Origin of the sequence: Dolomitihabitans soli, from assembly GCF_022213955.1 — a bacterium.
Lineage (GTDB): Bacteria > Actinomycetota > Actinomycetes > Streptosporangiales > Streptosporangiaceae > Streptosporangium_A > Streptosporangium_A soli.
In genome coordinates, this window is sequence record NZ_JAKNTW010000020.1 from 69,848 (window position 1) to 91,704 (window position 21,857).

General features: G+C 71.0%; 17 protein-coding genes. 8 read left to right on the forward strand and 9 right to left on the reverse strand.

All coding sequences use genetic code 11. The annotated features are described in order from the left end of the window. Nucleotides 1–115: 115 nt before the first annotated feature. Nucleotides 116–709 (reverse strand): TetR/AcrR family transcriptional regulator, encoded by a 594-nt coding sequence (locus MBA17_RS32005; protein ID WP_238500476.1) that lies wholly within the window; start codon nt 707–709, stop codon nt 116–118. Between the two features lie 96 nt (nt 710–805). On the opposite strand from MBA17_RS32005, the gene MBA17_RS32010 reads away from it, so the two are divergent. Then, nucleotides 806–1,399: a hypothetical protein gene (locus MBA17_RS32010; RefSeq protein WP_238500477.1), complete on the forward strand. Its 594-nt coding sequence runs from the start codon at nt 806–808 to the stop codon at nt 1,397–1,399. Between the two features lie 51 nt (nt 1,400–1,450). On the opposite strand, the gene MBA17_RS32015 is transcribed toward MBA17_RS32010, so the two are convergent. From MBA17_RS32015 to MBA17_RS32030, 4 genes are read right to left on the reverse strand one after another with little or no spacing between them, the layout of a single operon-like run. Continuing rightward, the gene (locus MBA17_RS32015) at nt 1,451–2,266 is read right to left on the reverse strand and encodes a carbohydrate ABC transporter permease (RefSeq protein WP_238500478.1); all 816 of its coding nucleotides are present in this window, start codon (nt 2,264–2,266) and stop codon (nt 1,451–1,453) included. Further along, complete coding sequence (locus MBA17_RS32020) at nt 2,250–3,143, reverse strand: carbohydrate ABC transporter permease (protein ID WP_238500479.1); 894 nt, start codon at nt 3,141–3,143, stop codon at nt 2,250–2,252. The genes MBA17_RS32015 and MBA17_RS32020 overlap by 17 nt, the downstream gene beginning before the upstream one ends. After that, the gene (locus MBA17_RS32025) at nt 3,140–4,396 is read right to left on the reverse strand and encodes an ABC transporter substrate-binding protein (protein WP_238500480.1); all 1,257 of its coding nucleotides are present in this window, start codon (nt 4,394–4,396) and stop codon (nt 3,140–3,142) included. The genes MBA17_RS32020 and MBA17_RS32025 overlap by 4 nt, the downstream gene beginning before the upstream one ends. A 31-nt stretch (nt 4,397–4,427) precedes the next feature. Further along, nucleotides 4,428–5,600 (reverse strand): trans-sulfuration enzyme family protein, encoded by a 1,173-nt coding sequence (locus MBA17_RS32030; protein WP_238500481.1) that lies wholly within the window; start codon nt 5,598–5,600, stop codon nt 4,428–4,430. Between the two features lie 11 nt (nt 5,601–5,611). On the opposite strand from MBA17_RS32030, the gene MBA17_RS32035 reads away from it, so the two are divergent. After that, a complete protein-coding gene (locus MBA17_RS32035) occupies nt 5,612–6,610 on the forward strand; it encodes a LacI family DNA-binding transcriptional regulator (protein ID WP_238500482.1) in 999 nt (332 codons plus the stop codon). Between the two features lie 9 nt (nt 6,611–6,619). Here the strand turns inward: MBA17_RS32035 and MBA17_RS32040 are convergent, their stop codons facing one another. Beyond that, entirely contained in the window at nt 6,620–7,840 is a 1,221-nt protein-coding gene (locus MBA17_RS32040) for an NAD(P)/FAD-dependent oxidoreductase (protein ID WP_238500483.1), read from the reverse strand. 133 nt (nt 7,841–7,973) lie between these two features. Here MBA17_RS32040 and MBA17_RS32045 point away from each other — a divergent pair, with 133 nt between their 5' ends. The 4 genes from MBA17_RS32045 (at nt 7,974) to MBA17_RS32060 (ending at nt 13,574) form a co-directional block, all read left to right on the forward strand. After that, nucleotides 7,974–8,993, forward strand: coding sequence for an aldo/keto reductase (locus MBA17_RS32045; protein ID WP_238500484.1), 1,020 nt, complete (start codon nt 7,974–7,976; stop codon nt 8,991–8,993). A gap of 190 nt (nt 8,994–9,183) precedes the next feature. Beyond that, nucleotides 9,184–10,566 (forward strand): DUF4331 domain-containing protein, encoded by a 1,383-nt coding sequence (locus tag MBA17_RS32050; protein ID WP_238500485.1) that lies wholly within the window; start codon nt 9,184–9,186, stop codon nt 10,564–10,566. 57 nt (nt 10,567–10,623) lie between these two features. Further along, a complete protein-coding gene (locus MBA17_RS32055) occupies nt 10,624–11,913 on the forward strand; it encodes a tetratricopeptide repeat protein (RefSeq protein ID WP_238500486.1) in 1,290 nt (429 codons plus the stop codon). Further along, a complete protein-coding gene (locus MBA17_RS32060; protein WP_238500488.1) occupies nt 11,910–13,574 on the forward strand; it encodes a nickel/cobalt transporter in 1,665 nt (554 codons plus the stop codon). The genes MBA17_RS32055 and MBA17_RS32060 overlap by 4 nt, the downstream gene beginning before the upstream one ends. Before the next feature lie 172 nt (nt 13,575–13,746). On the opposite strand, the gene MBA17_RS32065 is transcribed toward MBA17_RS32060, so the two are convergent. The 3 genes from MBA17_RS32065 to MBA17_RS32075 form a co-directional block, all read right to left on the reverse strand. Further along, on the reverse strand, nt 13,747–14,754 hold the full coding sequence (locus MBA17_RS32065) for a glycoside hydrolase family protein (protein WP_238500490.1): 1,008 nt from the start codon (nt 14,752–14,754) through the stop codon (nt 13,747–13,749). A 77-nt stretch (nt 14,755–14,831) separates the two neighbouring features. After that, nucleotides 14,832–15,461 carry a GNAT family N-acetyltransferase gene (locus MBA17_RS32070; protein WP_238500491.1) on the reverse strand — a complete coding sequence of 210 codons (630 nt, stop codon included), beginning with the start codon at nt 15,459–15,461 and terminating at the stop codon, nt 14,832–14,834. Nucleotides 15,462–15,625: 164 nt separating this feature from the next. Further along, entirely contained in the window at nt 15,626–16,318 is a 693-nt protein-coding gene (locus MBA17_RS32075) for a glycoside hydrolase family 12 protein (RefSeq protein WP_238500493.1), read from the reverse strand. A gap of 388 nt (nt 16,319–16,706) precedes the next feature. Here MBA17_RS32075 and MBA17_RS32080 point away from each other — a divergent pair, with 388 nt between their 5' ends. Then, on the forward strand, nt 16,707–17,579 hold the full coding sequence (locus MBA17_RS32080; protein WP_238500497.1) for a TIGR03619 family F420-dependent LLM class oxidoreductase: 873 nt from the start codon (nt 16,707–16,709) through the stop codon (nt 17,577–17,579). A gap of 372 nt (nt 17,580–17,951) precedes the next feature. Next, nucleotides 17,952–21,851, forward strand: a complete 3,900-nt coding sequence (locus MBA17_RS32085) for an nSTAND1 domain-containing NTPase (RefSeq protein ID WP_274386282.1) — start codon at nt 17,952–17,954, stop codon at nt 21,849–21,851. Nucleotides 21,852–21,857: the final 6 nt, after the last annotated feature.

Below are 21,857 nucleotides of genomic sequence, written 5' to 3' on the forward strand. Positions count from 1 at the left end.
AGATGATGGAAGCGGATGATTCGTTCACCCCAGTAGAAATCAAGCCTTCGTCGAGGTCGAGCGGTACCTGCTGGAGGGTGACGAGATCCCGTGGGTCACGCTGCGGCTCTCCTGGTCAGGCTTTCGGCTGGCCGAGGATCAGGTCGGCTGAGGCGGCCAGCCGGTCAGCGCGCTCGCCCTGCAGGGCGCCGGGGCCTGAGACGTATTCGGTGTACGCCTCGAACTGTGCGGTGCCGCACAGGGTGAGGGCGAGCGTGTACGGCTCGGCGCCGCGCGGCAGCTCACCGGCCTTTTGGCACTCGGCCAGATAGCGGGCCATCTGGTCGAGCGCCAGGTGGGGGCCGGTGCCGTGCTTGCGGTTGGTCGCCTGGTAGGCGGCGAACAGGTCCTGGTCGGCGGCGGCCCCGGCCACCAGCGGCAGTGACGCCGTGTAGAAGGCGATGCCGCGCTCCAGCAGATCGACGAGCACGGTGCGCATCGGCCGCTGTCCGGGCGGGGTGGCGGCCTTCTGCCAGGCCCGCAGCTCCGGCAGTTCCTGCGACAGCAGCGCGATCAGCAGGCCGATCTTGCCGCCGAAGTTTTTGGTGATGCTGCCCTCGGCGGCGTCCGCGGCCTGGGCGATCTCGCGGGTGGTGAGCCTGGCCAGGCCGCGTTCGCGCAGCAGCCGGGCGGCGGCGTCGAGGATGCGCTGGCGTGCGGGTGGAGCCATTGGTGATCTCCCCGGATTGACAAGTGAGGTGAGCGCGCACCACAGTAGCAAGGAGAAAATCAGGTGCGCGCGCACCTCACTATTGCTGGAGGGCTTGTGAGCGTCTCCCCCATCGTCGGCACCCCCGCGCGGCCGCCGCGTGTGCTCGGATACTCGCTGATCCTGGGCCTGGTCTTCGCCGCGGCCTGGCTCGGCTTCACCGCGGTCAGGGCCCGAGACGGGCGCATGCCGATCACCGACTGGCTGGATCCGATGCTCGCCGGCTCGACCCTGCTGGTCACGCTCGGGGCGATGGCGGCCCTGATCGCCCTGTGGCCGCAGGTGCCCGCCACCCGGTGGCGCACCGTCGTCGTCGCCCTGCTGATCACTACCGAGTGGGTCTACCTGACCGGGGAGATCCTGTCCAACACCCTCACCGTCGGCGAGCCACCGTCCGACGTCGGCAGCCTGCTGGAGATCTCCGCCGGAGCCGTCGCCGGGGTGGCCCTGATCGTGGCCGCCGTCGCGCTGTCGGGACCGGCCTGGCGCCAGAACCGTCCGGCGACCGCGGCCGTCACCCTCGCCGCCCTGCTCCTCGCGCTCGGCATGACCTGGTGGTTCACCCACCCGATCGATCAGAGCGCCCCGGGGGCGCCGGCGTGCATCCCCGGTAACCCCCTCTACAACACCTTCCATCGGGCGAGCTGCTGATCGCCCGATAGGTACGGGCTGATTCGCACTCATGGTCCTCGGCATCCTGGGTCAGCCCTTGACCGCGCCGGCGGTCAGGCCCTCGACGATGTAGCGGCGGATCGCCGCGAACAGGACCAGGGTCGGGACGACCGACACCACCGTGGCCGCGGCCATCTGGCCCCAGTCGATGTCGTACTGGGTGATGAAGGAGTTCATGGCGACGGGGATGGTCTTGGCGTCCTCGCTGTCGATGAAGGTGATGGCCAGGAACAGCTCATTCCACACCTGGACGAAGCCGAAGATGAACGTCGCGGCGATACCGGGCAGCATGACCGGGATGACCACGCGGACCATCGCCACCAGCCTGGAGGCTCCGTCGACCTGCGCGGCCTCCTCAAGGGCGACCGGGATCCGCTCGTAGAAGCCGCGCATGATGATCGTCGCGAACGGCACCAGCATGGCCACGTAGACCAGCATCAGCCCGGCCAGCCGGTTGAGCAGGTCGAGGTCGGACATCATCAGGTACAGCGGCCCGAGTGCGATGAACAGCGGGATCATCTGGGTGACCAGGAACGCCATCATGACCGCGCCGCGCCCGGCGAAGGAGAACCGGGCGAGCACGTACCCGCCGAGCACCCCGATCACCGTCACGATCGCGGCCGAGACCAGCGACACCATGAGCGAGTTGAGCAGGTAGACGTCGAAGTCGGCGAACGAGAACAGTTCCTCGTAGTGCTCGAACGTCACGTTGGCCGGCCAGTAGCGCAGCGGCACCGAGAAGATCTCGGCCTTCGGCTTCAGCGAGGTGACGACGATCCAGTAGAGCGGGAACAGTGTGATCAACAGCCACACCGTGAGCACCACGGTCTTAGCGAGTCGTCTCATCGGACCTCGTCACGTTGAGGTAGAAGATGCTGAACGCCAGCAGCAGCGCCAGCACGAGCAGGCCGACCGCTCCGGCCTTGCCGTAGTCGCCACCGATGACCTGCTGGATGAGGAAGGTGGTGACGATGTCGGTGCTCCCCGCGGGCCCTCCGCCGGTCATCGAGTAGATGAGGTCGGGGAAGTTCAGGATCCAGATGACGCGCAGCAGCACGATCAGCGCCAGCATCGGCCTGATGTGCGGCAGCGTCACGTGCCAGAACTGCCGCAGGCGCGACGCCCCGTCCACCCCGGCCGCCTCGTACAGTTCGCGCGGCACCCCCTGCAGGGCGGCGAGGATCATGATGGCGAAGAAGGTCACGCCGTACCAGACGTTCGCCACGATCACCGAGGTCATCGCCCAGCCGGGCGAGGCGAGGAAGCCGATGGGCTCCTCGATGATCCCGGTCTTGAGCAGCAGGTCGTTGATCACGCCGAACTGGCCGTTGAACATCCACCGCCACAGCAGCCCGATCAGGAAACCCGACATCGCCCACGGGAAGAACACCCACGCCTGGTAGAGGCCGCGGCCGCGGAAGTTCCGCCGCAGGATCAGGGCCAGCCCGAAGCCAAGGACGAACTGGAAGAACAGCGAGGCCCCGACCCAGGTGCCGGTGTTGCGCAGCGCCGTCCAGAACCTGTCCTCGGCCAGCACCGCGCGGAAGTTCTCCAGGCCCACGAACGGCGTCGAGGTCAGGTCGAACAGGTTGTAGCGCTGGAACGCGATGACGGCGCCGCGCACCATCGGGTAGTACGTGAAGAGCATGACGAAGACCACGCCGGGGAGCAGGCAGAGGGCGATGAACCCAGCCCTGCGGGGGGTGAACGCGGGTCTGGTCACGACACCTTCTTGGCCTGGTCCGTCCAGAAGGCGTCCCAGGACTTCAGCACCTCGGCCGCCGTCTTCTTGCCGGTGATGAGGGCCTGGGTGTCACGGTCGGAGTCGACCTGGAACTGGCTGAAACCGGGATAGTCGGTCGGCCGGATCGTGATGACCTGCTTGGGGTCCTGCTGCGCCTCCAGATACGCCTTCCACGCGCCGCCGGAGAACTGCGGGTCGCTCTGCGCCTGCTGGGAGATCGGCATCAGGGAGTTGTCCTTGGCGAAGCGGATGCTCTGCCGGGCGTCCGAGAGGAACTCCACCAGCTTGACCGCCTCCGCCTTGTGCTCGGTGAAGGAGGTGACGCCCCAGCCTGCGTAGCCGACCGGCTGGTAGGCGTACCCGGTGGGGCCCTTGGGGAGGGGCGCGGTGGACCAGTTCTTCAGGCCGCTCTCCTCGACCGTCTTGATCACCTCGGGGTCCTGGATGAGCATGCCGGTGATGCCGGAGGTGAATCCCTGCACCATCTCGGGATAGCCCCAGGACACCGAGTCGGGCGGCGACGCCTCCTTGAAGATCTTGACGAAGAGGTCGAGCGCCTGGGCGGCCTCGGGAGTCGAGAAGATGGTCCGCTTGTCCTTGAGAAAGAATGATTTTTCGGGATTCACGGTGTCGCCGTTGTAGGCGCTGATCATCAGGATGGCGTAGTCGGCTCCGCCCTTGCCGCCCCTGAACGAGTAGCCGAACTTGCCGCCGGTCGACATCCTCTTACCCGCCTCGTACAGCTCCTGCCAGGTCTTCGGCGCCGCGCTCATGCCCACGTCGGTGCGGTAGAACAGGGTCCGCTGGTAGAAGCCGTACGGGACGAGGTACGGCTTGCCGCCGACCTCGACGGCCTTCTTCCGCGCCAGCTCGGTCAGGCCGTTCCAACCGGCCCAGTCCTTCGTGGGCAGCTCGGACAGCCACCCGTTGTTGACGAAGGACTTGGCCGTCAGGTCGCGGACTTCGAGAACGTCCAGGTTCTTCTTGGTCTGCAGGATTTGGGTGATCTTCTGGTCCGCGCTGTCGAGCGGCGGCGAGATCAGCTCCACCTCGACCTTCGGGTTCGCCTGCTCGAAGTCGGCGATCAGGCTTTTGATCAGCTTCGTCCGGTCGGGGCTGGTCAGGCTCTCGATCATGCGGAGCCGTACCTTGCCCTCGCCTGCGCCTGAGCCGCCGCAGGCGGTGATCGTCAACGTGGCCGCGGCGAGGGCCGCGAGGAGGGGTGCTCTCAACTGAGCCTCCTAGGGAGTGACAGCGCTGTCATCAAGCTAGGGGACGTCCCCCCTCCAGCGCCACCCCGAGATCGGCGATGAGAGTGTCGGCCGGCTCCAGGCCGACGGACAGCCGGACCAGCCCGACGGGGATGCCCATCGTGGCCCGCACCGACTCCCGCTCCTCTTGCGCGCCCACCGCCGGGGCGACGGCCAGGCTCTCGAAGCCGCCCCACGACACCGCGACGCGGAAGTGGCGCAACCCGTCGACGAACGCGGCCACCTCCGCGCGGGAGTCCGTGTCCAGCTCCAGGCTGAACAGGCTGGAGAAACCGCTCATCTGCCGCAACGCCTGCTCGTGTCCGGGATGGCCGGGCAGTCCGGGATGGTTGACCGCGCGCACCCGTGGGTGCCCGGCCAGGAAACGGGCCACGGCCAGGCCGCGTTCCTGGTGGGCGGCCATCCGGACGGACAGGGTGCGCAGTCCCTTGATCACCTTGGCCGCGTCGTGCGGTGACATAGCCGCGCCGTAGAGCTGGTATTCGGTCAACGCGAGCGGCCTGATCAGCTCCGTGGCACCCGCGACCACGCCGCCGACCAGGTCGCTGTGGCCGCCGATGTACTTCGACAGCGAGTGCACCACCAGGTCCACGCCCAGCGTGAGCGGTTTCTGGTAAAGCGGCGTGGACCAGGTGTTGTCCATCACCGAGATCAGCCCGTGGGCGCGCGCCCAGGCGGACACGGCGGCGATGTCGAAGATCTCGTAGCGCATGTAGGACGGCGACTCGAAGTAGAGTGCTCGGGTGGTGGACCTGATAGCGCTGTCAAGATCAGCGAGGCTGCTGACATGAGTGTGCGTGACGCCGTACTTCTCCAAGTAGCGCAGGAACTGCGTGGTCGGCCCGTAGACCGCGCCGAGCACCAGCACGTGGTCGCCGGCCGACACCAGCGAGGAGATCGTCGCCGAGATCGCGCCCATCCCGGAGCCGAAGCACTTGGCCCGCTCGGCACGCTCCAGCGCCGCCAGCTTCCGCTGGACCAGATCGACGGTCGGGTTGGTGCCTCGCCAGTAGACGTAGCGCTCGTCCTCGTCCTTGACGGCCTCGGCCAGCTCGCCTGCCGTGTCGAAGGTGAACAGGGAGTTCTCGAACACCGGCGGATTCACCGCGCCGAGCATCCAGGGGGCGTCCTCACCGAGGCGGCTACAGATCCAGTCGTCATCCATGGGGGCACATTATGACAGCGCGCAACTCGGCCCGCCCTCCCACGATGGCCGACGTGGCCCGGCACGCGGGAGTCAGCCTGAAGACCGTCTCGCGGGTGGTCAACCGGGAACCTCATGTCAGGGCCACGTTGCGGCAGCAGGTGCTGGCGTCGATCAGTGCGCTCGGCTTCCGGCGCAACGAGGCCGCCAGCCGGCTGGCCCGCGGCGCCTCCATGCTGACCATCGGCCTGATCATGGAGAACATCTCCAACGAGTTCTCCTCCCGCCTGGCCAAGGCCGTGGAGGTCGCGGCGGCGGAGCACGAGGCGCTGGTGGTGTTCGGCACGTACGAGGAGCGGCCGGAGCGGATGCGGATGCTGGTGGAGTCGATGTACGCCCGGGGGGTGGACTCGCTGATCATCGTGCCCTCCGAGGGGGATCACTCCTGGCTCGCGAAGGGCCCGAGGACCGTGTTCGTGGACCGCGTCCCCGCCGGGCTCGACTCCGACGTGGTGCTGCTCGACGACCTGACCGGCGGCCGGGTCGCCACCGAGCACCTGCTGGCCAGGGGCCACCGCCGCATCGCCCTGGTCTCCGACCACGCCGGGCTGAGCTCCGTGCACGACCGCGCGTCCGGATACCGTACGGCGATGCGGTCCGCCGGCGTGGCGGTCGAGGAGACGCTGGTCGTGCACGAGGTGTTCGACCCGTGGCGGGTCAGCCACGAGGTGGGCCGGCTGCTCGACCTGGCGGAGCCGCCCACGGCCTTCTTCGCCACCAACAACCGGGCGGCGATCGGCATCCTCCAGGCGCTCAGGGACCGTACCGAGCGGCCCGCCTTCGTGGGCTTCGACGACTTCGCCCTGGCGGAGGTCTTCAATCCCGGCGTGACGGTGGTCCGCTACGACACCGCGAGGCTCGGCCGCAGCGCCGTCGACCTGCTGCTCTCCCCCACCGGCACGCCCCGGCGGGTGAAGGTGCCGGTCGAGCTGGTCGTCCGGGGATCGGGAGAGATCCCGCCCCCGGCCTGACCCGTGGGATCAGCCGCCTCGGACGCCGTGCGCGAGCCAGCGGCGCAGCACGGCGGCGGCGAGCGGCGGCGGCACCGTGCCCGCGCCGAGTCCCACCTCGACCAGCAGGTCGAACACCTTCCGGTGCCGGGCGGCGACGTCGATCGCGGCGTCGATGAAGCTCGGCGACTGGGCCGCCCGAGCCAGCACGTCGGTGGTGCGAAGGTGCCGTCCCAGATGCTTCCGCAGCCCGCGGCGGTAGGCCGGCAGGGGGTCTCCGGCCGCCTGGACGGCGGATTCGCCCGCGAGCCGGCCGGAGAGGAGCGCGTAGTAGATGCCCTCTCCGGTGAGCGGGTTGATGAGGCCGGCGGCGTCACCGGCGAGCAGCACCCGGCCGGTTCCCGGCCGGGGCCTGCCGGGGGACAGCGGCAGGTGGTGCGCGCGGAGATCACGGGCGGGCAGGTGCGGCAGCAGTTCGGCGAGCCGGCCGTGCAGGACCTCGCGGCCGGGAAGGCCGGTGGCGCGCAGCCGGGGCAGCAGCATCCCGAAGCCGACGTTGGCGGTTCCGTCGCCGATCGGGAACGACCAGGCGTAGGCGGGCCAGCCGTCCCGCTGCATGGCGATGTGCTGGACGTCGTCGTCGGCGGGCACGTCCGCGTAGCCCCGGACGGCGATCGCGACGTGTCTGTCCCGGGTCGCCGCGATGCCGATGAGGCGGCGCACGGCCGAGTTGGCCCCGTCGGCGCCGACGACCACGCGAGCGGCGAGGACACCGTCGACGAGGACGTGATCGCCGTGGGGCGTGAGCGCGCGGACCCGGTGCCGGCGGACCTCGACCCCGCGGGCGCGGGCGGCCTCGACGAGGCGGGCGTCGAAGACCTTACGGGGGACCACGTGGTTGGGCCGGGCGACGGTCGCACAGACCCGCGCGCCGCCGGGAGAGATCACCGACAGGCGGTGCGTCGGCCGGTAGTCGGCGATGAGGCCGGGGACGCCCAGCAGGTCGAGTTCGTCGCGGCCGTGGGCGGCGATCCCGTCGCCGCACGCCTTGTCCCGGGGGAAGTCCGCGCGGTCCAGGAGGAGCACCCGCGCCTTCGGGCGTAGTTGCTTCGCGCGCAGGGCCGCCGCGGAACCCGCGGGACCACCGCCGACCACCACCAGATCCCACATGTCGTCCACCCGGCTGAGCCTGCCACACCAGGCGGTCGGCGACCCCCGCAGCATGGAGAGCGCCACCGGCCGCCCGCGCACTGGGCCAGGCCGGACCGGCCCCGCACTTCTCATAACGGTTCTCCAGTTCCATTAGCACCGCATGGCGTGCTAGTTTCATCTTAACGGAACCAAAGAACCATTAAGCGGGGGCAAGATCATGGAATATCGACGAGTGGGCGCATCCGGCCTCAAGGTGCCGGCGCTGAGCTTCGGCGCCGGCACCTTCGGCGGGAGCGGCGACCTGTTCGGCGCCTGGGGCACCACCGACGCGCGCGAGGCCCGCCGGCTCGTGGACATCTGCCTCGACGCCGGCGTGACGATGTTCGACACCGCCGACGTCTACTCGGACGGAGCCTCCGAGGAGGTCCTCGGTGAAGCGATCAAGGGCCGCCGCGACAAGGTGCTGCTGTCCACCAAGACCAGCTTGCCGATGGGGGAAGGACCCGACGACGCGGGCTCCTCCCGCTCGCGCCTCATCAAGGCGTGCGAGAACGCGCTACGCCGGCTCCGCACCGACCACATCGACCTCTTCCAGTTGCACGCCTTCGACGCCGGCACCCCGATCGAGGAAGTGCTGTCCACCCTGGACGACCTGGTACGGGCGGGGAAGATCCGTTACCTCGGCGTCTCCAACTTCTCGGGCTGGCAGCTGATGAAGTCGCTGGCGATCGCGGCCGAGCGGGGCCATCCGCGGTACGTCGCCCACCAGGTCTACTACTCCCTGGTCGGCCGCGACTACGAGTGGGAGCTGATGCCCCTCGGCCTCGACCAGGGCGTCGGGGCGCTCGTCTGGAGCCCGCTCGGCTGGGGACGGCTCACCGGCAAGATCCGCCGCGGCCAGCCGCTCCCCGCCCGGAGCCGCCTGCACCAGACCGCGGAGTACGGCCCGCCGGTGGAGCAGGAGCAGCTGTACCGCGTCGTCGACGCCCTCGACGAGGTCGCCGCGGAGACCGGCAAGGCGGTACCGCAGATCGCGATCAACTGGCTCCTCCAGCGGCCCACCGTGGCCTCGGTCATCATCGGCGCCCGCACCGAGGAACAGCTCCTACAGAACCTCGGCGCGGTCGGCTGGACGCTGGCACCCGAACAGATCGCGAAACTCAACGCGGCCAGCGGCGTCACCGCGCCCTACCCCTACTTCCCCTACCACCGGCAGGAGGGCTTCGCACGCCTCAGTCCCCCGCTGGGATGAAGGGCTCCTTGGTCCGCCGGGCGATGGTGCGACATGGCCGGGACCAAGGTCACCTCACAGACCCGGAGAACGACCAATCCGAAGACGGTCCAGCGGCGAATAGGGATCTGGAAATCCGGCCGGATGCTTCCTCCCCAGAATTTCAGGCCGGTCACCTCGGTGACCGGCAGCCGAAAGGACTGAACGACCCATGGAGCTCCGAATCAATCGGCGCGCCCTGATCGGCATCGGCGTCGCGGGAGCACTGACCGTCTCCTCGCTCGCGCTGCTCAGAGCGGAGACCGGAGTGGCGTCCTCGCACCGCGAGGCGCCCATGATCGCGGGTGACCCCCGCAACGACAACACCGACGTGTACGCGTTCGTCAGCCCGGACAAGCCCGACACCGTCACCCTGATGGCCAACTTCATCCCATTCGAGGAGCCGACCGGCGGACCGAACTTCTACCAGTTCGACACCAAGTCGCGCTACAACATCAAGATCGACAGTAACGGCGACGCGATGCCCGACATCGTCTACGAGTGGACGTTCCGCGACGACGACAAGCGCGGCACCGGCACCTTCCTGTACAACAACGGCCCGGTCACCTCGCTGAACGACAAGAACCTGCTGTTCAAGCAGCGCTACACGCTCAAGCGGATCGCCCACGGGCGGACCCGCACCCTGGTCGCGAACGGCGTGGCGGCCCCGAGCAACACCGGCCCCGCCTCGATGCCCGCCTACGACACGCTCCGCGCCCAGTCGATCAAGAAGCTGGACGGCGGCGGCCGGGCGTTCGCCGGGCAGGCCGACGAGGCGTTCTTCGCCGACCTGCGGGTCTTCGACCTGCTCTACGGCGGTGACCTCTCCGAGGTCGGCCAGGACACGCTCAAGGGCTACAACGTGCACAGTCTCGCGTTGCAGCTGCCCAAGAAGGAGATCGCGCTGAAGGGCGACGCCCGTCGCAACCCGGTCATCGGCGTCTGGTCCACCGTGGACAAGTGGAGCCCGCAGGGCTTCGTCCAGGTTTCCCGACTGGGCCAGCCGCTGGTCAACGAGGTCGTGGTGCCGGCCGGTCTGAAGGACACCTTCAACGCGCTGCCGCCGCACAAGGACGCCGGCGTCCCGGCCGTCGTCAAGCGCGTCACCTCCCCTGAGGTCCCCCGGCTCATCGAGGCCATCTACGGCGTCAAGGCGCCGAAGACCCCGCGGAACGACCTGGTCGAGATCTTCCTGACCGGCATCGCCAAGGCCAACGGTCCCATCAAGGCCGATCTCAACTCGCAGAGCCTCAACAAGGACGCGGGCAAGCTGCGCCCGGCGGAGATGCTGCGGCTGAACATGGCCGTCCCGCCCGCCGCGACTCCCAACCGGCTCGGTGTGCTCGCGGGTGACCTGCAGGGCTTCCCGAACGGCCGCCGCCTCGGGGACGACGTGATCGACATCGCGCTGCAGGCGATGGTCGGCGCCGCCCAGACCGGAAAGCTGGTCGACGCGCTGGCCGCCGGCGACAAGGTGGACCAGAACGACAAGCCGTTCGGCACCCGGTTCCCCTACATCGCGCTGCCCGGCAACACGTCGGTCAACGCGACCTGACCCGACGACGCGGGACCCGGTCCCCGGGTCCCGCACCCGGTCACGAGGGACATCACAGTGAAGACATCCGCGAAAGCCCTGATCGCCGCAGGCGTGCTGAGCCTGGCGGCGGCGCTGACGGCGGGGGCGGCCCTGATCCCCGGCGAGCCACCCCCGCCGGCCGCCGCCGTCCCCGCGCAGGCGGCCGACATCCCGGTCTCGGCCGCCTCCCACGCGGACGCGATCCGGTCGCTGAACCTCCGGCTCCGGCGGCTGCCCGCCGATCACCAGGCGTGGGCCCAGCTCGGTTCCGCCTACGTCCAGCAGGCCCGCCTCACGGCCGACCCGTCCTTCTACCCGAAGGCCGAGCAGGCGCTGGCCCGCTCCGCCGTACTGGCGCCCGGCAACTTCGCCGCGCTGACCGGTCAGGCCGCGCTCGCCGCCGGTCGGCACGACTTCACCGAAGCCGTACGGCTGGCCAGGCTGTCGGAGCGGGCCAACCCCTACGGCCAGGGTGCGCAGGCGGTGCTGGCCGACGCGTACACCCAGCTCGGCCGGTACGGCGAGGCCACCCGGGCGATCAACAGGATGCTGGAACTGCACCCCGGGGTCGCGGCCTACACCCGGGCCTCCTACGACGCCGAACTGCGGGGGGATCGCCGGACGGCGCGCCGCATGCTGGAGTACGCCCTCGACGGCGCCTTCTCCCTCGCCGACATCGCCTACTGCCGTCACTACCTGGGTGAGCTGGCCCTGCACTCCGGTGACCTGCGCGGCGCCACCGAGCAGTACCGCCTCGCGTTGCGGGCCGCCCCGGACTACACGCCGGCCCTCGCCGGGACCGCCAGGGCCGCCGCGCTCGCCGGCCGACCGGCCGAGGCCGCCGACGTCTACGCCACCGTGGTCGAACGCCTGCCTCTGCCGCAGTACGTCATCGAGTACGCCGAGGTGCTGGTCGCGGCGGGCAGGGACCCCGCGGAGCAGTGGGCGCTGCTGCGCGCGCAGCGGGACCTGATGCGGGAGACCGGCGTCCGGGACGACCTGACCTGGGCCGAGTTCGAAGCCGACCACGGCTCCCCCGCGCGGGCCGTCGCGCACGCCGAAGCCGAGTACGCCCGCAACCCCAACGTGGTCGCCGCCGACGCGCTGGCCTGGGCCCTGTACCGCGACGGCCGGGCCGAGGAGGCGCTCCCCCGCGCGCGCGAGGCCACCGCCACCGGCTGGCGCAACGCCCTGTTCCACCATCACCGCGCCGAGATCGAACGCGCCCTCGGACTCGACGGAGCATCCCGGCGCTCAGCCGCCCGGGCCCGCGACGCCGATCCGGCCTTCTCCCCCGCCCTCCCCGCACTGGCGAGGTTCTCATGACGCCCGGAACGGCCCTCCGGACGGCGGCGGCCACGGCCGTCGCCGGCCTGCTGATGTGCGCGACCCTCCTGGCGCCCGCCGCGCCCGCCCACGCCGGGGTGACGCATCCGCTGGGCAACTTCACCGTCAACCACTACAACGGCCTGCGGGTCACGCCCGGTCAGGTGGCGAATCTGGCGGTCGTGGACAGCGCCGAACTGCCCACCCTCCAGGCCCGCTCCGCGGTGGACGCCGATCGGTCGGGAACGGTCTCGGCGGCCGAAAGCACGGCGTACGGCACCGCCAGATGCGCCGAACTCGCCGCCGCGCAACGATTGACGGTGAACGGGGTCGCGACGGCGTGGCAGGTCGCCGAGGCCGTCTTCGCCTATGAGCCCGGCCAGGGCGGCCTGCGGACCAGCCGCCTGACGTGCCGGCTGACGGCCGACGCCGAACCGCTCCGGGCCGCCGCCCTTTCGCCGGAGGACGGCGGGACGATCGGGTTCAGCGACGGCTTCCTGGCCGACCGGCTGGGCTGGCGGGAGATCACCGCGGTGTCCTCCGGAGGACTGGGGCTGGCACGATCGTCGGTGCCCGGCGCGAGCGTGAGCCGTGAACTGCGGGCCTACCCGGACGACCTGCTGGCCGTACCGCTCGACCAGCGTACGGCCGAGCTCGTCGTGCGGCCGGGAGCCGGTTCGACGACGACGGCGCCGCTGCCGCCGGTGTCCGGCGGGCCTCTCGGGGACGCGCTGGCCGCGCTGGACCGCCTGTTCACGGAGCTGATCGGCGCCGAGTCCCTGACCGTGCCGCTGGGCGTGCTCGCCGTACTGCTGGCCGTTGTGCTCGGCGCGGGCCACGCCCTCATCCCCGGCCATGGCAAGACCATCATGGCCGCGTACCTCGCCGGGCGGAGCGGCCGGCCGCGTGACGCACTGGTCGTCGGGGCCACCGTGACGGCCACCCACACGCTGGGCGTTCTGGTCGTCGGCCTGTGCCTGACCGCCTTCTCCGCCCTCACCGGGGAGTCCGTGCTCGGCTGGCTCGGCCTGGCCAGCGGGGTGTTGATCACCGCCGTCGGCGCGGGTCTCCTGTGGTCGGCCTGGCGCGCCCGCCACGGCCACGCCCGCTCCGGCCACGGACATGGACACGGCCACGGACCTTTCGGGCACGGACACGGACACGCCCATGGGCATGGGCATGGGCATGGGCACGGGCACTCCGCTCAAGAGCGGGACCAGTGGCCCGGCCGCGACGGGGGCCGGGCGGGCGAGACCGAGTATGACCACCCGGATCAGGGAGGCGTCCGGACGCTGGTGCGGGAGCACGAACGGCCCGCGCGTGCCGAGGCCCCGCGTTCTGCGAGCGGGCTGGTGGGGATGGGGGTGGCGGGAGGTCTGGTGCCCAGCCCTTCGGCGCTCGTCGTCCTGCTCGGCGCCATCGCGCTCGGCCGCACGTGGTTCGGGGTCGCGCTGGTGTTCGCCTACGGCATCGGCATGGCGGGCACGCTGACCGCCACCGGCCTGCTCCTAGTCAAGCTGGCGGGACGGCTCGACGCGCTGGCGGCGAAGGGGAACGGCATGGCGGCCCGCCTGTCGTCGCTCGCCCCGATCGGCACCGCCGCCGTCGTCATCGTGCTCGGCGTGGGCCTGGCCGTACGGGGGATCGCCGGAGTCGTCTGAGGAGCCGGAGCCGTCCATGGAAACGCCGTTCCGCGGGAGGCGCGCCCGCGGATCGCCGCCGGCCGGCGGGCCTCACCGGCCTACCGGCCCGGCCGGCCTGCGGGTCCGGCCGGCCTGCGGGTCCGGCCGGCCTGCGGGTCCGGCCGGCCTGCGGGTCCGGCCGGCCTGCGGGTCACGCCGAACGCGCGACGGAGATGCCGCGGCTCTCGTTCTGGCGATACCCGTCCAACATGATCGGCTCGATCCTGCGCACCGCGCAGTAGTAGTGCTCCAGCACGCCGTCCCGCCAGAGGACTGCCGGCTTGTGGGCGTAACACTCGTCGACGCTGCCGGGCGGGCCCACGTCGACCAGGATTTCCCCGCCCTTGGTCCATTGGAGCAGGTCCGGCGATGTCGCGAAGGAGTCGCGCGCCTTGCCGTTCGCCGAGAGCCCGAAGTAGAACATCACCCAGGTGTCGTCCGCTCTGAGCACGCAGGGGTCGGAGGCGAAACGCTCGTCGAACTCGCCCGCCTCCCCCCGCACGAGCAACGGCCGGTCCGACACGCGCCGCCAGCTGACGAGGTCGGTGGAGACGGCTGCGCCGGTCTGTTCCGCCCAGCCCCGGGGCGAGTCGTCCTTCGCGTTGTAGAACAGCCAGAAACGGCCCTCATGCTCGAGCAGCCACGACTTGTACAGGCCGCCGCGCTCCCAGTCCGCGCCGTCCTCCGGCCGGAGCACGTCGCCGAAATCCTCCCACTCGCGCAGGTCACGGCTGCGCACGATGCCGATGACGGCGGAGCCCTCCTCATATCCCGCGGACGGATAGGCGTGGTAGGTGCCGTAGTACCAGCCGTCGACGGTTAGGAGTTCGCCCGTGCCGAACAGGTCGTTGTCACGCAGGATCGACGTCAGCGCCGCGTTGTACCGTCGATGGGGAGACGATTCCGCCCGTGCGAACACGACCTCCGGTTCCGTCCAGGTGCCGTCCTCGTTCAGCCAGGTGAGCGCGGTCTGGTAACCGACGCCGTCCCACCCGACGAAGGTCATACCGGTCGTGCCGTCGCGGGTGAAGACGAACGGGCAGTCCACGGAGTGGCTGTCGAACCGGCCGGGCGTGTGGCTCGGCGCGATGAGGAGCTCTCCGGCTTTGACGGGCGTGCGGAGGCGCGCGGTGAGGGCCGCGCCGTTTCCTGGCTTCAACGAATTCCTTAGCGTGAACCCTGGCCTGCAGGGCGGGAGGACGTCGGCTCTCGCCTCTCCCGGGGGCGTTGCGGATCTCAGCGAACGGGCAGGGTCGGATGCGGGTCGGCGGGAACATGGCCGGCCATGGCGTTGGTGATGGCCCATCGTTCGTGATCCCGCCAGGCGCCGTCGATGAACAGCAGGTCGGGCGAGCGGCCCTCGTAGCGGAAACCATGGCGCTGGACCAGCTTCAGGGAGGCGTGGTTCTCGGACTGGATCTGGGCCTCCAGCCGGTGCAGCCGCAGCTCCAGGAACGCGTGGCGCAGCACCAGGCCGAGACCTTCGGTCATGTATCCCCGGCCGGCGGTGGGGGCGAAGGCCGCGTAACCGAGAGCGCCGCTCTGGAGGCGTCCGCGGATGATGCTGTTGATGTTGACGTTGCCCGCGATGGCACCCGTGTCGCGCACACAGACCAGCAGTGCTCGGGCGGTCTGCGGGTCGTCGAATCGTCCGATGTAGGCCTGGAACTCCTGCGGCGTGCTGGGCAGGGACATCCACGGACTGTGCAGGTCGACGCTGGCACGGACCAGTTCGACGAACTCGTCCTGGTCATCGCGGATGATCGGGCGCAGGGTGACGCGGGAGGGGTCTCCCCGCCGCGCGGCCGGAGCCGTGTCGATCGCCGCCGGGTGTCCGGTTCCTTCGGTCCCATCGTCGTGACTCACGGGTGGAACGGTATCGCGGCTCGTCCGGTGCGAGCCAGCCGATGAAGTGACGCTCACCCACGCCGGCCCGCACCTCCCGCGGTCCCGCCGCGCCGATGGCGGGGCCGCGGAGGCGTCGCGTCCGCCGGGTCGCCCGGAACACGATCACGGGCGACGGGGGCGGTTCAGCTCGACGACACGGAGAAGGTGTTGGTGCGGAAGTCCATGCCGCCGCTCGACGAGGTGATCTCGTAGCCGAACTGGACGTCGCCCAGGGTCACGTCACCGAACCAGTTGTTGGTCCTGAGCCAGGTGAGGACCGCCTTGATGTCCACGGTTCCGGAGTTCGTGTTGCCCTGCCGTACGAAGGAGAAGACCTGGTTGGAACCGTTGGAGCCGCGGTAGACGTCCCAGGAGTGGCCGCCGACCGACAGGGATCGCTGCCAGGTCCCGAGCGGGCCCACCGCGCCGCGCTTGTTCATCCAGAGCATGATCTCGTAGGCGTGGTTGTCACACCAGATGTCGTACGCCGTCGCGTACGCGCCGCCGTTCGGCACCGTGACGTTGAAGGTACTGGTCACGCTGCCCAGCGCGCTGATCCGACGGTTCACGTTCCGGGTGGCGTTGGGGTAGGACTTCACGCCGCCGGTGTTGGGGTGGTTGGCCCAGACGCCCCAATTGCTGAAGGAGTTGGCCCAGATCGACTGCGGGCCCGCACCACTCCCCCAGATGTTGTTGTAGAGGGTGTAGCCGCCGTTGTTCCAGGTGCCCCACTGGTCCGACGAGGACCAGACGGCCGCCTGGGCCGGGCTGGCGAGCAGCCCGACGAGCATCACGACCATGGATACCGGAACGAAGAGACGTAGCGTCCTGAGCATGATCTCCCACTCCCGCCGTTGTCCTGCCGGCGGCCGGCCCCCCATCGTCATCGATTTCCGGAAATCGAAGCGCTTCGACGATATTTCGACTTGATCGGGACCGGTTCGCCGCGAGTGGGGTCACCGTAAGTTCGCCTCCCGGGCCGCACAACACCTCTGGTAAACCTTTTCCGACACCCCAGGTCGGACGGCGCGCACTCGTGAAACTTCCACCCCGGACCCACGCGGCGGTCCCGTGCGCCCGCGCGGGACTTGCCTTGACACCGGCGGCAACGTTCTAGCGTGGCAGCGCCCCGTGCTCGAAGAGGGCCCGCACACCACCGCGGCCCCCGGGCGCACGGGTTCGTACGGCACAGCTATCGCCTAACGGCCGACCAGAGGAATGACGATGAGGTTCGGGATCAGCTACAACACGGCCCACTACGGTTTCGTCGACCCCGACGCGATCACGGCCTATGCCCGGCATGCCGAGGAGTGCGGCTTCGAGTCGCTGTACCTGCCGGAGCACATCGTGCTGTATCCCGGCGCGACGGTCGGCCCCTGGGAGATCCCGCCGTCGCTGCCGTACGTCGATCCGCTCGACTGCCTGAGCTTCGTCGCCGCGGCCACCCGGCGGATCCTGCTCGGAACGGGCGTACTGCTGCTGCCGTACCACCATCCGGTGATCCTCGCCAAGCGTCTGGCGACCATCGACGTGCTGTCCAAGGGACGGATGCGGCTGCTGACCGTGGGACTCGGCACCCTGCCGGGCGAGGCGGAGGCCGTGGGGGTCGACTTCGGCAGCCGCGGTCGTCGGGCCGACGAGGCGATCGACGTGCTGCGGCTGCTGTGGGGCGGGGACGCGGACGGCGTCAGCTTCGACGGCGAGTTCTTCGCCTTCGAGAACCTGAGCAGTTTCCCGAAGCCCCACGGGGTCGCGCACCTGCCGATCCACGTCGGCGGATCGAGCCGGGCGGCGGCCCGCCGCGCCGGGCGGCGTGGCGACGGCTACTTTCCCGGCGGCGCGGTCGGTCCGGACGAGCGCGCCGTCCAGCTGGACCTCGCCCGGGCGGCCGCCGTCGAGGCCGGCCGTAGCCCTGACGAGCTGGAGTACACCCGGTGGGGGTCGATCGACATGCCCGTCGAACAGGTCGAGGAGTACGCCGCCCAGGGCGTGACCCGGATCGTCGTGAGCGCCACGGCGGCCGAACCTGCCGGGCAACACGCGGAGATGTCGGCGTTCGCCGAGCGGTTCGCCCTCCTCGACCGCCTACCCGGATGATCAGCGGGCGGTGCGGGCGCCCCGGAACCACTGCGAAGGATCCAGACGGCTCGCGAATTCAATCCAACGGATATATGCGGATATTTCCCATCTAAAGACACTAAATCATTATATTCGTCGCTCGAAATGCGCACATTCCACCGAAGGCTCCGCATAACTCTTGACCGAGCCGCCCGAATCAGCGATCGTGTCGTCATCCAGCCCTTCACGTCGCCTTCACCGGCGACCATGACGTTCACGCCATTGTCCGGGAGGGTGCTTTCGGATGAATCGCCCAGCGAACAGAGTCAGTGCGGCACGCCGTCCATCAAAGGCAGTCGATGACGGCCCGGAGTCGGATAGCGTCACCCCATCCCGGCCGAGCGGGCCGGGATGACCGGGGAAACTCCCCTTCCCGACCGCGTTCACACCCGCCAGGATTTCGCGCGGGAGTTGTCGCTGCTGCGCGACCAGGCCGGGCTGACGGTCCGGCAGGTGGCGGGGAAGGTCGGCGCCCGGAGCGCGCACAGCACGATCGGAGACTGGTTCGCCGGCCGCGGGCTGCCCTCGACGACCTCACGTGAGCTGCTGGTGCAGGTCCTGCGGGCGTGCGGAGTCGCCGATCCGGAGTTGACCGAGCGGTGGCTGCTGGCCTGGTTACGGGTCAGGCGGGCGCCGGGACCACGGCCCGCCGGGCCTGAGCCGTACCGGGGGCTGGCGGGGTTCCAGGCGGAGGACGCCGAGTGGTTCTTCGGACGGCGGGCGCTGACCACGGCGCTCATCGACCGCCTGGCCGGCCTGCCGGGCGCGGGCGGCGGCGTGCAGGTGGTGGTGGGGGCCTCCGGGTCGGGGAAGTCGTCGCTGCTGCGCGCGGGCTTGATCGCGGGACTGAGCGCCGGCCGGGTCCCCGGGTCGGAGCGGTGGCCCGTCGCGTTGTTCACCCCCGGCGCCGCTCCCGTGACCGAGCTGGCGGCCCGGCTGGCGGAGCTCGCCGGGATCCCGGTGGCGGAGGTGGCACCCGAGCTCCGGGCCGATCCGGCTCGCGCCGCGGAGTTCGCCCGGCTGGCCCTCGCGCGGCGTGACCCGGATGCCGAACTGCGGCTCGTGCTGGTGGCCGACCAGTTCGAGGAGGTCTTCACCGCGTGCGCCGAGGAGGGCGAGCGGCGGCTGTTCATCGCCGCCCTGCACGCGATCGCCTCCTGCGCCGACCGAGCACTGGTGGTCCTGGGCCTGCGCGCCGACTTCTACGCCCAGGCGCTGCGTTTCCCCGAGCTCGTCACCGCCCTGCGCGACGGCCAGTTCACGGTGGGGCCGATGAACACGGCCGAGCTTCGCGAGGCGATCGTTGAACCGGCGCGCAAGGCGAAGGCCGACCTGGAGGACGGGCTGGTCGAGTTGCTGCTCCGTGAGGTCGCCCCGCCGGAGACCGCGGCGGGGGCACAGGCCGGGGCACATGCGGCCCACGACGCCGGGGTGCTGCCGCTGCTCTCGCACGCCCTGTACGCGACCTGGCGCCAGGGGCGCGGCGGCCGGCTCACCATCGACGGCTACCGCGAGGTGGGCGGGATCGGCGGCGCGGTGGCCGCCAGCGCCTCCGCCGTCTACGACGAGTTGTCCGAGCGAGACCGGGACCTGGCCCACCGCCTGTTCCTGAGCCTCGTCCACGTCTCCCCCGACACCGCGGCGACCCGGCGCCGGGTCGCCGTCGCCGAACTGCTCGCCGGGCACGACCCCGTGCGGACGGCCGAGGCACGTGACGTGCTCGACCGGTTCGTCGCCCAGCGGCTGGTCACCGCGCACGTCGGCACCGTCGGGATCAGTCACGAGGCGCTGCTGACCGCCTGGCCCCGGCTGCGGGCCTGGCTGGACGCGGACCGGGCCGGGCTCGCCGTCGGCCGGCGGCTCGCCGAGGCCGCGTCCGCCTGGTACCGCGAGGACCGCGACGCGGCGGCGCTGTACCGGGGCGCCCGGCTCGCCGTGGCCCAGGAGTGGGCCGAGTCCGCCGGGCGGCCCACGGCCCCGACCGGGCTGGCCCGGGAGTTCCTGGACGCGTCCCTCCGGCTGGCCGAGTCCGAACGGCTGCTGGCCCGGCGGCGGACCCGGCGCCTTCGCCAGCTGGTCGCCGGCCTGGTCGTGCTGCTGCTCGCGACCGGGGTGGCGGCCACCGTCGCCGTCGACAACCTGGGGATCAGCCGGCGGCAGCACGAGAACGCGCTGTCGGGGAAGGTCGCCAACGAGTCCCTCGCGCTGCGGTCGACCAATCCCGCGCTGGCCGTACAGCTCGCCCTGGCCGCCCATGACCTGACGCCGACGTTCGAGGCGCGAGGGAGCCTGCTGAGCGCGTTCGGCACGCCGTACGCCACGGTGCTGACCGCGCACACCGGCACCGTGTACGCCACCCGGTTCCGTCCGGACGGGCGGGTCATGGCCACGGCCGCGCTGGACGGCACCGTACGGCTGTGGGACGTGTCCCGGCCGCACCGCCCGCTGGCGCTGGCCGTCGTCGCCGCGCATCCCGGCGGTGCCCTCGGTCTCGACTTCACCCCCGACGGCCGCGTCCTCGCGACCGGCGGCGAGGACGGCACGGCGCGGCTGTGGGAGGTGTCCGATCCGCGGCGGCCGGCGGCTCTGGCCACCGTGCGCGGGCACTCCGCGGCGGTCCGCCGGGTGGCGCTCAGCCCCGACGGACGCGTGCTGGCCACCGCCGGCTACGACCGTACGGCGCGCCTGTGGGACGTCGCCGATCCCCGCCGGCCACGGCCGCTGGCCACGCTCACCGGTCATCGGGAGGGTGTCGCCGCGGCGGTCTTCGGCCGTGACGGACGCACCCTGGTCACCGTCTCCGCCACCGATCCCGTGCGCGTGTGGGACATCGCCGATCGGCGGCGCCCCCGGGTGCTGGCCCGGCTCACCGGGCACACCGACCGCGTGCTCTCGGCTGCGTTCAGCCCGGACGGGCGGGTGCTCGCCACCGGCGGCTTCGACCGTACGGTGCGGCTGTGGGATCTGGCACGGCCGGACGACCGCCCGCCCCCGATCGTCCTCACCGGCCACGGCAACGGCGTCTCCGCCCTCGCGTTCAGCGCCGACGGGAAGTCCCTTGCCGCCGGCGGCTACGACCGGTCGGTACGGGTGTGGGACGTCGGCGACCTCGGTCGCATCGGCGCTCCCGCCGTGCTCACCGGCCACGCGGACACCGTGCACGGGATCGGTTTCAGTCCCGACGGGCGCTCGCTGGTCACCGGCGCCGCCGATCACAGCGTACGGGTGTGGCAGGTGAGCGGCCCGCTGGTGCCCGATCCCGGCGGAGCCGTCCTCGCCGTGGCTCCGGCCCCCGGCGGGCGGACCCTCGCCACCGCGAGTCAGGGCACCGCACGGTTGTGGGACATCACGGACCCCGACCGGCCGACCCGGCTGGCCACCCTCACCGGCCACACCGACGGCATCTTCGCGGTGGCCTTCGCACCGTCCGGGCGGACGCTGGCCACCGGCAGCCTCGACTCGACGGTACGGCTGTGGGACGTCACCGACCCGCGCCGGCCGCGCCGGCTGAGCACCCTGACCGACCACACCGACAACGTCTTCGCCACGGTCTTCAGCCCGGACGGGCGCACCCTCGCGACCGCGAGCGCCGACCAGACCGTCCGCCTCTGGGACGTCACGGATCCGCGCCGCCCCCGGCACCGGGCCACCCTGACCGGCCACACCAACACCGTCAACGGCCTCGCCTACAGCCCCGACGGCCGAACCCTCGCCAGCGCGAGCACCGACCACACCGTCCGCCTGTGGCACACCACCGGCCCGCGACCGCTCGCCACCCTGACCGGCCACACCAACAGCGTGATGGCGGCGGCCTTCAGCCCGGACGGGCGTTCCCTGGCCAGCGCGAGCGCCGACCAGACCATCCGCCTGTGGAACGTCGCCGACCAGCGCCGCCCCCGGCACCAGGCCACCCTGACAGGCCACACCAACACCGTCAACGGCCTCGCCTACAGCCCCGACGGCCGAACCCTCGCCAGCGCGAGCACCGACCACACCGTCCGCCTGTGGCACACCACCGGCCGGCAACCCGCCGCGACCCTCACCGGGCACACCGACACGGTCTGGGCGGCGGCGTTCACCTCCGGGAACCATCTCGTCACCGCCGGCGGCGACGGTGACGGCGTGGCGAGAATCTGGGACCTGGACACCGGACGCGTCTCCCGCCGGATCTGCGCTCTCGCCCACCCCCGGATCACCCAGGCCGAATGGGCCCGTCATCTCCCCGGCGTGCCCTACCGGCCGCCCTGCTGAACCGTG

Bases quoted from the DNA above. Each gene is read 5' to 3' on its own strand.
- MBA17_RS32075 (WP_238500493.1), bottom strand. From the start codon at position 16,318: ATGCTCAGGACGCTACGTCTCTTCGTTCCGGTATCCATGGTCGTGATG.
- MBA17_RS32030 (WP_238500481.1), bottom strand. From the start codon at position 5,600: ATGGATGACGACTGGATCTGTAGCCGCCTCGGTGAGGACGCCCCCTGG.
- MBA17_RS32005 (WP_238500476.1), bottom strand. From the start codon at position 709: ATGGCTCCACCCGCACGCCAGCGCATCCTCGACGCCGCCGCCCGGCTG.
- MBA17_RS32050 (WP_238500485.1), top strand. From the start codon at position 9,184: ATGGAGCTCCGAATCAATCGGCGCGCCCTGATCGGCATCGGCGTCGCG.
- MBA17_RS32085 (WP_274386282.1), top strand. From the start codon at position 17,952: ATGACCGGGGAAACTCCCCTTCCCGACCGCGTTCACACCCGCCAGGAT.
- MBA17_RS32080 (WP_238500497.1), top strand. From the start codon at position 16,707: ATGAGGTTCGGGATCAGCTACAACACGGCCCACTACGGTTTCGTCGAC.
- MBA17_RS32060 (WP_238500488.1), top strand. From the start codon at position 11,910: ATGACGCCCGGAACGGCCCTCCGGACGGCGGCGGCCACGGCCGTCGCC.
- MBA17_RS32015 (WP_238500478.1), bottom strand. From the start codon at position 2,266: ATGAGACGACTCGCTAAGACCGTGGTGCTCACGGTGTGGCTGTTGATC.
- MBA17_RS32035 (WP_238500482.1), top strand. From the start codon at position 5,612: ATGACAGCGCGCAACTCGGCCCGCCCTCCCACGATGGCCGACGTGGCC.